Raw genomic sequence first — 13,088 nt, 5'->3', positions numbered from 1 at the left:
AGTCCACCAGCTGATTAACGAGGAAGGCTTTCCTGACGAGTTTAGCAGCTGGTAGGACTTAGCTGAGGGGAACGGAGCCTCGAGCTGACTTGTCCCTATCCCCCGCCCCCTGGCCTGGCCCTGTCTCCCCGGTGCACCCTCCTATATCCGTCCGTCCGCAACCCGATTATTTCACCTCGAACTTCACATACACAAAACTATCATTTAACTGCAATAGGAGAATATTGTCATACAAAATAGCAAAAATATCCAGAAATTTTATAAAAAAATAACTTGACACAAAAACATACAGGAGAATAGCAATATAATCCAGTTCCTTTCGTGATATTCTGTTATTAACAAGTATATAAGGAGGAGATGTAGATATGGGACATAAGAAGACATAAGCGGAAATCTGCAGAAGAGGCAAATCGTAAGTATAACAGTAAGCGGAGGAGGTTTTACATTGAACAGGATTAAAAGAAAAAGAGGCTTTGCAGGTTTATTATCAGCAACATTAACTCTTTCTATGATTTTATCTACGGGTACTGCGGTGTTTGCGGCGCCGCCTGAGATTCCGGAAGGATATACCCGTTATGAGGCAGAGGACGGAGTTACTTATGGAATTGAGCCGGGGAAAGAGTTTGAGCACGGCAATGATTATTCAAATGGTACCGCTGTAGCGAATCTGGATAAAATGAGAAGCGGGTTTGATGCCCTCGATTTTGAATTTAAGAATACTTCCCATGTGGAGATTACCGTTCCCAGAGAGGAAAATGGGGTGGTAGAAGTTGTTGTTGGTTATGTTTGCTCTGGGGGCGACAGACCTGCGAATGACATTGCGGTAAAAACCAATGACGGAACGCCCAAAAGGGTTGAAATACTTGGTAAGAAACGTGCGTCTGTTAAGGTGGACATGCAGGAGGGCGATAATGTAGTATATGTATCTACTACACTGGGAGATAAAGCAGATAACGGCTGGGTAAATATTGATTACATTGACGTAAGTGATGTAACCGAGCCAGGCACAGTAGAACCGGAAGAGGTTGAGATTATTCAGCCGAATAACCCTATTATTAAGAGCATGTATACAGCGGACCCGTCTGCTCATGTATGGGATGACGGAAGAATCTATATCTATGCTTCCCATGATACGGATCCTGCCAGAGGCTGTGATCTGATGGACAGATACCATGTATTCTCATCTGATAATATGGTTGACTGGATTGATGAAGGAGAAATCCTTAGCTCTGATGATGTGGAGTGGGGCCGTCCCGAAGGCGGATTTATGTGGGCGCCGGATGCGGCTTATAAAGACGGAACCTATTATTTCTATTATCCCCATCCAAGCGAATCCAAATGGAATGACTCATGGAAGGTTGGCATAGCAACCAGCAAGTTCCCGGACAAAGACTTCACAGATATAGGGTACATCGAAGGCATGGGCGGCGATGCTATGATCGATCCCTGTGTATTCATGGATGACGATGGAAAGGCTTATATTTACCTGGGCGGCGGCGGCAAATGCGTAGGTGCCGAGTTAAATGAGGATATGATATCCATTAAATCTGAGCCTGTTCCCATGGAGGGACTGGATGATTTCCATGAGGGTACCTGGATCTTTAAGAGAAACGGACTTTATTATCTTACATATCCCGATAACCACGGCGGAAACGGAAACCGTATGAAATATGCTACCAGCGACAGTCCTCTTGGTCCATGGGAGTATCAGGATGTATTCCTGGATTCCACCGGCTGCGACACCTCTCACGGTTCTGTGGTGGAGTACAAGGGAGAATGGTATCTGTTCTATCATAATAAAGCAATCTCCGGCACCGGGAATCTTCGTTCCGTGTGTGTGGATAAGCTGGAGTTTGACGAGGATGGAAAGATCCTTATGGTTGAGCAGACTCTGGACAGTGTGGAGCCTGTAGGCCCAAGATTAGAGCCTTCTGAGGATATGGTAACTTATCAGGCGGATGAAGCAGAGCTGGAAGGGGATGCGGCACTTCTGGCAAATGACAAGGCGTCCGGAGGCAATGTAGTTACAAACCTTCACAAAAGCGGCAGCGCAGTTGTATTTAATAATGTAGACGGCGGTGAGGTAGGCGGAAGAGCAACCATCGGCATTAATTTTTCAACTCCTGACAAAGGAAAATTAAAACTGATTGTCAATGGTGTAGATTATTCTTATGTAAACACATTGGCTACAGGAGGCAAGTCCTTCTTCACTGGTCACTCTGAATTTACAGTAAATGATATGACTCCCGGGGCAACTAATACCGTTAGACTTGAAGGCGGCAACTCCAGAGTATTCCTTGAAAATATCACAGTTACTCCATTTAACGATGCTGACGATGAGACACCTTCTGTTACAGGAATTACCCTGAGCGGTGATTATAAAACAGCATACCAGATGGGTGAAAGCTTTGACAAAACTGGCATGGTGGTGACAGCAGATTTCTCTGACGGCCGAAGCCAGAGAGTAATGGGATATAAAGTCAGTGGATTCGATTCTTCTGTCCGCGGACTTCAGACGGTAACAATAAGCTTTGAGGGCGCTGAGGCACAGTTCCAGGTAAGAATCATCGCTCCGCCGGAATGGGTACAGAGCGGTGACCGCTGGTGGTATGACAACGGAGACGACACATGGCCACAGGACTGCTGGAAACAGATTGACGGCAAGTGGTATCATTTTGACACTAATGGTTACAGACAGACTGGCTGGCTTCAGGACGGAAAGAACCGTTATTTCCTGAAGAACGACGGAACGATGGCCACAGGCTGGGCAAATGACCGCGGAAACTGGTATTATCTCAGAGAAGATGGAACTATGATGACCGGATGGCTGAAGGACAGAAGCTGCTGGTATTATCTGAATGCGGATGGAAGAATGGCAACCGGATGGGTAATGGCAGGGGGCACCTGGTATTACTGCAACGGAAGCGGAATTATGCAGACCGGATGGCTGAAGGAGAGCGGAACCTGGTATTATCTGAAAGAGAGCGGAGCTATGGCAACGGGCTGGCTGCTGGATGGGACTACCTGGTACTATCTGAATGCCAACGGAAGCATGGCAACGGGCTGGGTTAAGGTTGGAACTGCCTGGTATTACTGCAATGGAAGCGGAGCTATGCAGACCGGCTGGATTAAGAGCGGAACTACCTGGTATTATCTGAAGAACAGCGGTGCCATGGCAACGGGCTGGCTGCTGGATGGAAGAACCTGGTACTATTTAAAGAGTAACGGAGCTATGGTAACAGGCTGGGTAAAGGACGGCAGTACCTGGTATTACTGCAGCGGAAGCGGAGCTATGCAGACCGGATGGGTTTATACAGGAGGAAATTATTACTATCTGTATGACAACGGAGCAATGGCGGCAAATACATGGATTGGGAAATACTATGTAAATGCTTCCGGTGTTTGGACAAAAACAAGATAAAAAAAAGCCGGCGGAATATTCCGTCGGCTTTTTTAGCATTATGCAAGAGATTGTTTGTTTTTTTCGTCCTGATAAGTATATTCCCCGGAGGCATTGGCCTCCACTTTTTTTATGCTTTCATTGAGGGACAGCATCTTGGCGTCAAGCTGTGCTACGATCTTAGCGCATTCCTTCAGCTCTTCACTGATAAAGTCCGGGGCGTTTCCTTCAAATTTATAGTATATCTTATGCTCCAGACTGGCCCAGAAGTCCTGGGCGACTGTGCGGATCTGAATCTCTACTTTTGTGTCTACCACACTGTCAGATAAAAAAATAGGGACTGTAACAAGCATGTGGTAGCTCTGATAACCGCTTTCCTTTGGATGCTTCATATAGTCTTTTAAAGCCAGGATCTTAAGATCACTTTGCTTGGCAATCATATCAGCAATACGGTAGATGTCCGAGGTAAAGGAGCAGGTAATACGGATACCGGCAATGTCGTTTACGTATTTTACCATATTTTCTATACTGGACTCATAACCGTTTTTTTTCAGCTTTTTAACAATACTCTCCGGTTTTTTAATACGGGATTTTACGTGTTCTATAGGGTTGTAGCGATGGATATGCTGGAATTCATCATTCAGAATATCAATCTTTGTCCCTATCTCTTTCAGGGCTGCGTTGTATAAAAACATCAGGGTCTCCCAGCTGTCCACATCTTCAAAGTTGCGGATGGGAAGAGTCTTACTTTGCATGGGCCTCACATCCTCTTTAGTTTCATCGTCCATTCTCACGCCGCCTTGCCCTGGAAAATATCACCAGCGCGGTAATGCGTTAAAGAATGGCTTTTTCCTATTATACCATAGACCGTGTGACTTTGGCAAAAGATTAACAAAAATTAATAGAATGTTTAGGATTCTATACCCTTTCTGGCAGGGAGCCCCTGGTCGAAGGGATGCTTAATTTTTTTGATCTCAGAGACATAGTCCGCCGCATCAATCAGCGCCTGGCTGGGTCCTTGTCCTGTCAGAATAACCTCCAGTTTTTCCGGCTTGTGTTTCAGGAAATCCAGGAGCAGTTCCTCATGAAAAAGTCCGGCGCGAATGGTATAGATTAACTCGTCCAGGAAAAGCACATCATAATCCTCTTCCCGCGCCTTTTGGGTGAGCTTACGGAACTGGTCTTCATAAAAGAGAGTTCTCTCGGCTTTTTCTTCCTCAGACATCTGAAAACTGAATTTTTCCTGATCCAGACCATCCATCAGGGTAATATTGGGAACTTCTTTCAGGATACTGCGTTCGCTGGTTTTATTGTTCTTCATAAACTGGTACAGAAGCACGCGGTACCCGTACCCGGCTGCCCTGACGCAGAGTCCCATTCCCGTTGTGGTCTTCCCTTTTCCGTCTCCGCAGTAAATGTGAACATATCCAATATCTTTTTTCATATCTGTGTCATCCCCCATTCTAAAAACACTGTTCGCTATACCTCCAGTTTCATATCCCCGGGCTTAATCCATCCGGCTTTTCTCATGGAACGGGAAACCCCGTAGGCAATGATGCCGGGCAGGACAAAGTGCATGAGAAGGATTTTGACCAGAACTACGGTGGCGCCCTCCTGAGGCACCATTACCTGCCAGGTCATAATCTGTCCAACGAGACCTGCCGTACCCATTCCGGAGCCGGTTGCATTGCTTGTCATCTTAAAAAGCATGGTACCCACAGGGCCAAGAATGGCACTGGATACAATCGCCGGCAGCCAGATGACCGGCTTCCGTACAATATTGGGAACCTGCAGCATGGAGGTACCGATTCCCTGTGCGATGAGGCCTGAGATTCCATTTTCCTGAAAGCTTGCCACGGCAAACCCAATCATATTACAGCAGCAGCCTATAGTGGCGGCTCCGGCCGCAAGGCCTGAAAGATTGAGGATAACCCCAAGAGCTGCAGAGCTGATTGGCAGTGTCAATATCATACCCATCAGCACAGATACTATAATGCCCATGAGCAGAGGCTGCTGTTCTGTACCCCAGTTAATCAGGGCGCCCAGCTTCGTCATCATAGCACTGATGGGAGGGCCTACCAAAAGTCCTACCGCGGATCCGGATGTAATAGAAACCAGAGGAGTAACCAAAATATCTACCTTTGTACGTCCGGATACGATGTGCCCCAGCTCAATGGCTACATAGGCAGCGACAAATGCTCCCAGGGGCTCCCCCGGACCGGCCAGAACCACAGAACCGTCGGCGGCAAAGACAGCCCCGGCCAGGATCTTGCCGGCAAATCCGCCCACCATACCTGCGGTAGCCGCGGAGAGAACCACCAGGGGACTTTCTTTAAAACGGCAGGCTACCCCCACGCCTATGCCGGCGCTGGTCATGGCAGCTGCCATCTTTCCAAACTGATACAGGACAGAACCTATATTTCCGCCTATCAGATTCCCCAGCTGCTGGACGATTGTGCCGATAATCAGAGTGGCAAAGAGGCCTGATGCCATACCGCTTAACCCATCGATAAAGATCCGGTTAAAGATTTTCTTAAACATGAATAGTTCTCCTATCTCACCTCGTATTAAGTCTTAAGGAAGCCTTCAAAACTCCTTATAATTTCAGGTTTTTGAATAAAGATCCCAGATTTGTGGTTACTTCTTCCGATTTGGGAAGTTCAAAGGTCTCCTCTTCGATTTCTTTTGCAGCTACGTCGTTCAGCGCTTTCATGCTGAGACTCAGCTTGCCGTCTTTGATGGCAATGACTTTTACCTTTACCTGATCCCCCACGCTGAGGCATTCTGAAGGAGTCTTAATCCGTTTCTCGCTGATCTGTGAAATATGCACCAGGCCGGACAGTCCGTTTCCGAGGCTGACAAAAGCTCCGTAAGGCTGAATGCTTTCCACAACACCTTCTGTTACCAGGCCCACTGCCACATTAGAGATTCTGGCCTTTCTTTCCTCTTCCGCCTTCTCACGGAGTATCTCTCTGGCAGAAAGGATCAGACGGTTCTTTTCCTTGTCAAGGTCAAAGACGCGTACCTGGATGGGCTTGTTTAGATAATCTTCCAGATTCTCTACATAACTCAGGGAAAGCTTGGAAGCCGGGATGAATCCTCTCACATCTTCCACATAGGCGATAACTCCTGCATTTACAACGCCTTTAACAGTTACATCAAGTATGGTTTTGTTGTCTTTGAGTTCCTGAAGCTTCTGCCATGCCAGAATATCGTTGGCTTCTACCCGGGACAGGAGAATATTGCCGCGTCCGTCGTCTGTCTTAACTACTGTGGCGGACACTTCATCCCCTACGGATACGTGTTCTTTTACAGAAAATCCGGGGGTGCGGCTGAAATCTTCATTTTTAATAATGCCTTCTGCGTAATAGCGGAGATCGAGAGTGACCTCCGTATCACTTATGGAGATGACCGTGCCGGTAATGATATCCCCCTCTTCAATTTTTTTGAAAGAGGCTTCTAATTCCTGGGTGTAATCCTCCATAGATTCCTGGTTTTGGGGTGCAGTCATTTCTTCCGGTGTTTTCATTTCTTCAGACATAGTGTTCCTCCTTATTTTATGCTGACGCTTTTCTGATAATTATATCATAATGTGGGGAAAGTATAAAATATAATTTACAATTTCCCCGTAGCTTTTGGAGAATGAATATGTTACTATAAGTCAAAACAGGGTGACTGTTGGGAATTTGTATTAAAATAGGAGATAATTAGGATGATAAAACAGCGGAGAATTTATGTGATTGGACATAAGAATCCGGATACGGACTCTATCTGCTCAGCGATTGCCTATGCAGACATTAAAAACCGTACAGACAATAAATCAAGATATGTTGCCAAGAGGGCAGGGCAGCTCAACGAAGAGACGGAGTATATTCTCAAACGTTTCCATGTAGAGACCCCAGGATATATAGCGGATGTAGGAACTCAGGTAAAGGATATGGAGATACGGGAAACTCCCGGAGTGGATAAAAATATTTCCATCAAGGACGCCTGGGAAATTATGAAAGAGAATAATGCAGTGACTCTTCCTATTACAAAGGAGGACGGCAGGCTGGAAGGCCTGATAACTACAGGGGACATTGCTAAGTCCTATATGGATGCCCACGACAATTTCTTTTTATCCCGTGCCAGAACCAAGTATCAGAGCATTGCCAAGACTGTGGAGGGGGAAATCGTTGTCGGAAATGAGCATGCCTGTTTTACCAGGGGACGTGTTTTTGTGGGCGCTGCCTATCCGGATAAGATGGGGACCTACCTGGAGGAGAATGACCTTGTGATTCTGGGAGACCGCAGGGAGGATCAGCTGTGCGCCCTGCAGCATAATGTGAGCTGTATGATTATCTGCGTGGGAGGGGAGGCCGATGAGGATATTCGAAAAAGTGCGGAAGAAAAGCAGATTGTTATCATAAAAACGCCGTTGGATACCTTTACGGTGGCGAGGCTGATTAACCAGAGCATTCCTCTGCGTTCCCTTATGAAAACGGAGAATCTGATTACTTTTCAGACGGATGACTTTACAGATAATATAAAAGAGGTTATGGCTACCAACCGGCACAGAGCGTTCCCCGTGATCAATAAGCACGGGAAGTATGTGGGTACGGTTTCCCGCAGAAATCTGCTGGGCATGAAGAAAAAGCAGCTGATCCTTGTAGATCACAATGAAAAGTCTCAGGCGGTAGACAATGTGGAAGCAGCCGACATTCTGGAGATTGTAGATCATCACAGATTGGGAAGCCTTGAGACAATACAGCCTATCTTTTTCAGGAATCAGCCGGTGGGCTGCACGGCTACTATTATGTATCAGATATATTCGGAGAAGGCACTGGAAATTACGCCTTCGATTGCCGGACTTCTCTGTGCTGCCATTATATCAGATACGCTGATGTTCCGTTCCCCTACCTGTACGTTTGCAGACAAGATGGCAGCGGGAGCCCTGGCACAGATTGCCGGGATAGATATTGAGAAGTTTGCTGCTGAGATGTTTCAGGCGGGAAGCAATCTGACGGGGAAATCACCGGAGGAAATATTTTACCAGGATTTTAAAAAGTTTATTGTGGAAGAGGACGCGTTCGGCGTAGGGCAGATTAGTTCAATGAGCACAGAAGAGCTCCAGGAGGTAAAAGCCCGGATGATTCCATTTATGAAAAATGAGTGCGGCAAAAACGGTATTTCCATGGTGTTTTTTATGCTTACCGATATTATGGGGGAATCTTCTGAACTTCTCTGCTACGGAGAGAACAGTAATAAGCTGATCGAGGAAGCTTTTCCAGGGGCGGCATGCACCAGGGACGGCTCTTATCTGCTGACTGGGGTCGTATCCAGAAAGAAACAGCTGATACCGTCTTTTATGAGTACAATTCAGCAGAATGGTTAGACGTGAAAGGGAGAGCTAAGATGGGAAAAATCGAGTGGAAGCCGGGGAATATGCTGTATCCCCTTCCGGCAGTAATGGTCTCCGTGACGGACGGGGAGGGCAGAGATAATATTATAACCATTGCCTGGGCAGGCACTGTTTGTACGAATCCGCCCATGGTTTCAATCTCTGTCCGGCCTGACAGGTATTCTTATGGTTTGATACGGAAAACTGGGGAATTCGTTATTAACCTGACAACAGAGAAGCTGGCCTGGGCGACAGACTACTGTGGAGTCCGTTCCGGGAGAGATGTGGACAAATTTGGTGATCTGCACCTGACAAAGGTACCTGCGGCACACGTTAAGGCGCCTTTGATCGGGGAATCGCCAGTATCCATTGAATGCAGAGTGGAGGATGAGATGGCGTACGGAAGCCATACACTATTTACGGCGAAGGTTCTGGCGGTACATGTGGATGAATCCTATATGGACGAGAAGGGGAAGTTTGATCTTTCCCTGTCCAGGCCCATTGTTTATTCCCACGGTGAATACTATTCATTGGGAAAGAAGCTGGGAACCTTCGGATACAGTGTGCGGAAGAAAAAAGGCGCAAAGAAAAAACGCCGGTGAAATTATTTGCGAAAAGAGGAACCCTATGGTAAAATAAATAGGATAATATGCAGAAGGATGAAAGTATGAAGAATATTATTTTGATTGGTATGCCAGGTGTGGGAAAGAGCACGGTGGGTGTAATTCTGGCCAAAGTTCTGGGGTACCAGTTTATAGATGCGGACTTAGTGATTCAGCAGCAGGAGAATCGTCTGCTGAGGGAGATAATAGAGGAAGAAGGAGAAGCGGGATTTCTTAATATAGAGAACCGGGTAAACGCATCTTTGCAGGCTGAGCGGGCTGTCATTGCCACAGGAGGCAGTGTCGTTTATTGCCGGGAAGCCATGAGGCACTTAAAAGAGATAGGCACAGTTATCTATCTGGAGCTGTCCTACGGCGCCCTGAAAAACAGGTTGGGGAACCTGAAAGGGCGGGGTGTGGTCCTGAAAGAGGGACAAGACTTAAGGGGATTATATGATGAGCGGGTACCGCTCTATGAAAAATATGCAGATTTAACGATTAATGAGAAAAATTTGGATGTAGAGGGTACTTTGCAGAAAATTTTGGAAAAAATCGATAAATAGCAGAAAAGTGTGAAGATAATATGAACAAATCTTCAAGAAATCTTTAATTTTTATTTACAAATGTTTAAGACTGTTATAATATGATAAGTAATCACGGTAGAATATGGAGTGTGAGAAACTTATTGCCACCGTGTTAATACATAGATAATAACAGGCAGATACGTTAAAAATAAAAAGACGGAGTTATACTTCTTGAGGTTGTTCATAACTGGGAGTATAAGTAAAAATATATCGAGGTGCTAATATATGGAACAATATGTGATCAAGGGCGGTAATCCACTGGTGGGTGAGGTTGAGATCGGTGGAGCAAAGAATGCGGCATTGGCAATACTTGCTGCGGCAATTATGACAGATGAGACAGTTTGCGTTGAGAATTTACCGGATGTACGTGACATACATGTATTGCTGGAGGCGATAGAACAGATTGGTGCCAGGGTGGAAAAAATCAGCCCAAGCGTTGTAAAGATCAATGGTTCCACAATCGGGGATGTGAGCGTGGAATATGAGTTTATCAAGAAGATTCGCGCTTCCTATTATTTGCTGGGAGCTTTATTAGGGAAATACAAGAATGCGGAGGTACCTCTGCCCGGCGGATGCAATATCGGCAGCAGGCCCATCGATCAGCATCTCAAAGGATTTCGTGCAATGGGTGCATCTGTTGACATTATGCACGGGGCAATTGTGGCCAGGGCGGAAGAACTGCATGGCAGCCATATCTTTTTAGATATGGTCTCTGTTGGTGCGACCATTAATATTATGATGGCAGCTTCTATGGCTGTGGGAAACACTATTATAGAGAACGCTGCAAGGGAGCCGCATGTGGTTGATGTGGCCAACTTCCTGAACAGCATGGGAGCTAATATTAAGGGCGCAGGCACGGATGTGATCCGCATCAAAGGTGTGGATAAGCTGCACAGCACAAATTATTCTATTATTCCTGATCAGATAGAAGCCGGAACCTTTATGTTTGCGGCAGCAGCCACCAAAGGGGATATCATGGTTAAAAATGTAATCCCCAAGCATCTGGAGGCTACCACTGCAAAGCTGGTGGAAATTGGCTGCGAGGTAGAGGAATTTGACGATGCGGTGAGAGTTGTGGCATCCAAACGTCTGAGACGTACCCATGTGAAAACACTTCCTTATCCCGGATATCCCACAGATATGCAGCCGCAGATTGCTGTTGCACTTTCTCTGGCGGAGGGTACAAGCATTGTGACAGAGAGCATTTTTGAAAATCGTTTTAAATATGCGGATGAGCTTTCCCGTATGGGGGCTGATGTTAAGGTTGAGGGAAACAGTGCTATAATTGACGGGGTGAATAAGCTGACAGGCGCAAGAGTCAGCGCTCCGGATCTTCGTGCAGGCGCAGCGCTGGTGATCGCAGGGCTGGCAGCGGAAGGCATTACAATTGTGGATGATATTGTATATATTCAGCGCGGTTACGAGCATTTTGAGGAAAAATTAAGGAATCTGGGCGCTGAGATTGAGAAAGTAGCCGATGAGAAAGAGATCCAGAAGTTTAAATTAAGGGTGGGATAATTTTCTACTTGACGGCTGATAAAAAAAGAGCTATTGTATATGTGGTTAACAATTTAATAATTATATTTTCTCTTATTCAGAGTGATGGAGATACAAAGGATCTGTGAAGTCACGGCAACCCCCGCAGCGGAAGGTGCCAACCTGAGCGAGTAATTCGAACAATAAGAGGGTTTCCTTATCAGACGAGATAAGAGGTCCACTGTTGTGGGCCTTTTTTTATCACACTGCGTCGGAAAGGAAGATGTTACTTTATCATATAAGGCAACGAAAACAGTACTTCGGTGAAAGCGGACCAAGTGAGAAAATATAACACAAGAATAAAGGAGATGCTGTATGGAAAAATTATTATTTACTTCCGAATCTGTAACTGAAGGCCATCCGGATAAGATGTGCGACCAAATCTCAGACGCTATTCTGGATGCACTGCTGGCACAGGATCCCATGAGTCGGGTAGCCTGTGAGACGTGCACAACAACTGGGCTGGTAATGGTAATGGGAGAGATTACCACTAAGGCGTATGTTGATATACAGAAAATTGTGCGGGATACCGTGCGGGAGATTGGATATACCAGAGGAAAATATGGCTTTGATGCAGATACCTGCGGTGTGGTAACGGCTATTGACGAGCAGTCTACAGATATTGCTATGGGGGTGGACAAGGCCCTGGAGGCAAAAGAAAATACAATGTCTGAGGCAGAAATTGATGCCATTGGCGCCGGAGATCAGGGGATGATGTTCGGATATGCCAGTGATGAGACTGAGGAATATATGCCATATCCTATTGCTCTGGCTCATAAACTGGCGCTACAGCTGACGAAGGTGAGAAAAGACGGTACACTCACGTACTTAAGGCCGGACGGTAAAACTCAGGTAACAGTAGAATATGACAAAGATGGTGTTCCCAGCAGGCTGGACGCAGTGGTATTGTCCACCCAGCACGATCCGGACGTCACGCAGGAACAGATCCATGAAGACATTAAGAAATACGTATTTGCCCCCATCATTCCGGAAAACATGGTAGATAAAGATACTAAGTTCTTTATCAATCCTACAGGAAGATTTGTCATTGGTGGTCCTCACGGGGACAGCGGATTGACGGGACGTAAGATCATCGTAGACACATATGGCGGATATGCACGTCACGGCGGCGGCGCATTCTCCGGAAAGGACTGCACTAAGGTGGATCGCTCTGCAGCTTACGCAGCCCGCTACGTGGCCAAAAATATCGTAGCTGCCGGTTTGGCAAAAAAATGTGAGATTCAGCTGTCCTATGCTATAGGGGTTGCACATCCTACTTCTGTAATGGTAGACACCTTTGGAACCGGAAAGCTGGAGGATACAAAACTGGTTGAAATTATCCGTGAGAACTTTGACCTTCGCCCTGCGGGGATTATCAAAATGCTAGATCTGCGGAGACCCATCTACAAACAGACAGCAGCATACGGACATTTCGGAAGGAACGATCTGGATCTGCCGTGGGAAAAACTGGATAAGACAGAGGTTTTGAAGAAATACTTATAGTAAAAGGGGACAGGGCTGAGTGAATTAGGGACAGGCCGGTCTGATTTTGGGGCTGTGAAAAAAGTCCCGTAAAAAAAGAACGC

The 13,088-nt window shown here is 46.3% G+C and carries 10 protein-coding genes and 1 riboswitch; of the genes, 6 read left to right on the top strand and 4 right to left on the bottom strand.

Annotated features, from left to right (window positions below):
- Positions 1–445: 445 nt before the first annotated feature.
- Positions 446–3,421, top strand: coding sequence for a family 43 glycosylhydrolase (locus BUA56_RS21755; protein WP_072854860.1), 2,976 nt, complete (start codon positions 446–448; stop codon positions 3,419–3,421).
- A gap of 38 nt (positions 3,422–3,459) precedes the next feature.
- On the opposite strand, the gene BUA56_RS21750 is transcribed toward BUA56_RS21755, so the two are convergent.
- The 4 genes from BUA56_RS21750 to BUA56_RS21735 all read right to left on the bottom strand — a co-directional run bounded on the left by BUA56_RS21750 (position 3,460) and on the right by BUA56_RS21735 (position 6,941).
- On the bottom strand, positions 3,460–4,188 hold the full coding sequence (locus BUA56_RS21750; RefSeq protein WP_242946854.1) for a GTP pyrophosphokinase: 729 nt from the start codon (positions 4,186–4,188) through the stop codon (positions 3,460–3,462).
- 122 nt (positions 4,189–4,310) lie between these two features.
- The gene (locus tag BUA56_RS21745; RefSeq protein WP_072854861.1) at positions 4,311–4,844 is read right to left on the bottom strand and encodes a cob(I)yrinic acid a,c-diamide adenosyltransferase; all 534 of its coding nucleotides are present in this window, start codon (positions 4,842–4,844) and stop codon (positions 4,311–4,313) included.
- 35 nt (positions 4,845–4,879) lie between these two features.
- Positions 4,880–5,941 (bottom strand): PTS sugar transporter subunit IIC, encoded by a 1,062-nt coding sequence (locus BUA56_RS21740; protein WP_072854859.1) that lies wholly within the window; start codon positions 5,939–5,941, stop codon positions 4,880–4,882.
- A 55-nt stretch (positions 5,942–5,996) separates the two neighbouring features.
- Entirely contained in the window at positions 5,997–6,941 is a 945-nt protein-coding gene (locus BUA56_RS21735) for a 30S ribosomal protein S1 (protein WP_072854858.1), read from the bottom strand.
- A gap of 171 nt (positions 6,942–7,112) precedes the next feature.
- Here BUA56_RS21735 and BUA56_RS21730 point away from each other — a divergent pair, with 171 nt between their 5' ends.
- The 5 genes from BUA56_RS21730 to metK all read left to right on the top strand — a co-directional run bounded on the left by BUA56_RS21730 (position 7,113) and on the right by metK (position 13,005).
- Positions 7,113–8,774, top strand: a complete 1,662-nt coding sequence (locus BUA56_RS21730; protein ID WP_072854857.1) for a putative manganese-dependent inorganic diphosphatase — start codon at positions 7,113–7,115, stop codon at positions 8,772–8,774.
- Positions 8,775–8,794: 20 nt separating this feature from the next.
- Positions 8,795–9,382 carry a flavin reductase family protein gene (locus BUA56_RS21725; protein WP_072854856.1) on the top strand — a complete coding sequence of 196 codons (588 nt, stop codon included), beginning with the start codon at positions 8,795–8,797 and terminating at the stop codon, positions 9,380–9,382.
- 65 nt (positions 9,383–9,447) lie between these two features.
- Complete coding sequence (locus BUA56_RS21720) at positions 9,448–9,945, top strand: shikimate kinase (protein WP_187143914.1); 498 nt, start codon at positions 9,448–9,450, stop codon at positions 9,943–9,945.
- Between the two features lie 246 nt (positions 9,946–10,191).
- Entirely contained in the window at positions 10,192–11,484 is a 1,293-nt protein-coding gene (locus BUA56_RS21715; protein ID WP_072854854.1) for a UDP-N-acetylglucosamine 1-carboxyvinyltransferase, read from the top strand.
- 69 nt (positions 11,485–11,553) lie between these two features.
- A riboswitch (SAM riboswitch) is annotated at positions 11,554–11,652 on the top strand.
- Between the two features lie 165 nt (positions 11,653–11,817).
- Positions 11,818–13,005 carry a methionine adenosyltransferase gene (gene metK, locus BUA56_RS21710; protein ID WP_072854853.1) on the top strand — a complete coding sequence of 396 codons (1,188 nt, stop codon included), beginning with the start codon at positions 11,818–11,820 and terminating at the stop codon, positions 13,003–13,005.
- The last annotated feature ends 83 nt before the right edge of the window (positions 13,006–13,088 follow it).

It is taken from the genome of Lactonifactor longoviformis DSM 17459 (assembly GCF_900129135.1).
GTDB classification, from domain to species: domain Bacteria; phylum Bacillota; class Clostridia; order Lachnospirales; family Lachnospiraceae; genus Lactonifactor; species Lactonifactor longoviformis.
Note: the sequence above shows the minus strand (reverse complement) of the source record. Positions and strands in the feature narration are given on the sequence as shown.

What these genes read in the sequence shown, in the direction of transcription:
- BUA56_RS21750 (WP_242946854.1), bottom strand. Translation starts at nt 4,188, where the DNA reads ATGGACGATGAAACTAAAGAGGATGTGAGGCCCATGCAAAGTAAGACT.
- BUA56_RS21745 (WP_072854861.1), bottom strand. Translation starts at nt 4,844, where the DNA reads ATGAAAAAAGATATTGGATATGTTCACATTTACTGCGGAGACGGAAAA.
- BUA56_RS21740 (WP_072854859.1), bottom strand. Translation starts at nt 5,941, where the DNA reads ATGTTTAAGAAAATCTTTAACCGGATCTTTATCGATGGGTTAAGCGGT.
- BUA56_RS21735 (WP_072854858.1), bottom strand. Translation starts at nt 6,941, where the DNA reads ATGTCTGAAGAAATGAAAACACCGGAAGAAATGACTGCACCCCAAAAC.
- BUA56_RS21730 (WP_072854857.1), top strand. Translation starts at nt 7,113, where the DNA reads ATGATAAAACAGCGGAGAATTTATGTGATTGGACATAAGAATCCGGAT.
- BUA56_RS21725 (WP_072854856.1), top strand. Translation starts at nt 8,795, where the DNA reads ATGGGAAAAATCGAGTGGAAGCCGGGGAATATGCTGTATCCCCTTCCG.
- BUA56_RS21720 (WP_187143914.1), top strand. Translation starts at nt 9,448, where the DNA reads ATGAAGAATATTATTTTGATTGGTATGCCAGGTGTGGGAAAGAGCACG.
- BUA56_RS21715 (WP_072854854.1), top strand. Translation starts at nt 10,192, where the DNA reads ATGGAACAATATGTGATCAAGGGCGGTAATCCACTGGTGGGTGAGGTT.
- metK (WP_072854853.1), top strand. Translation starts at nt 11,818, where the DNA reads ATGGAAAAATTATTATTTACTTCCGAATCTGTAACTGAAGGCCATCCG.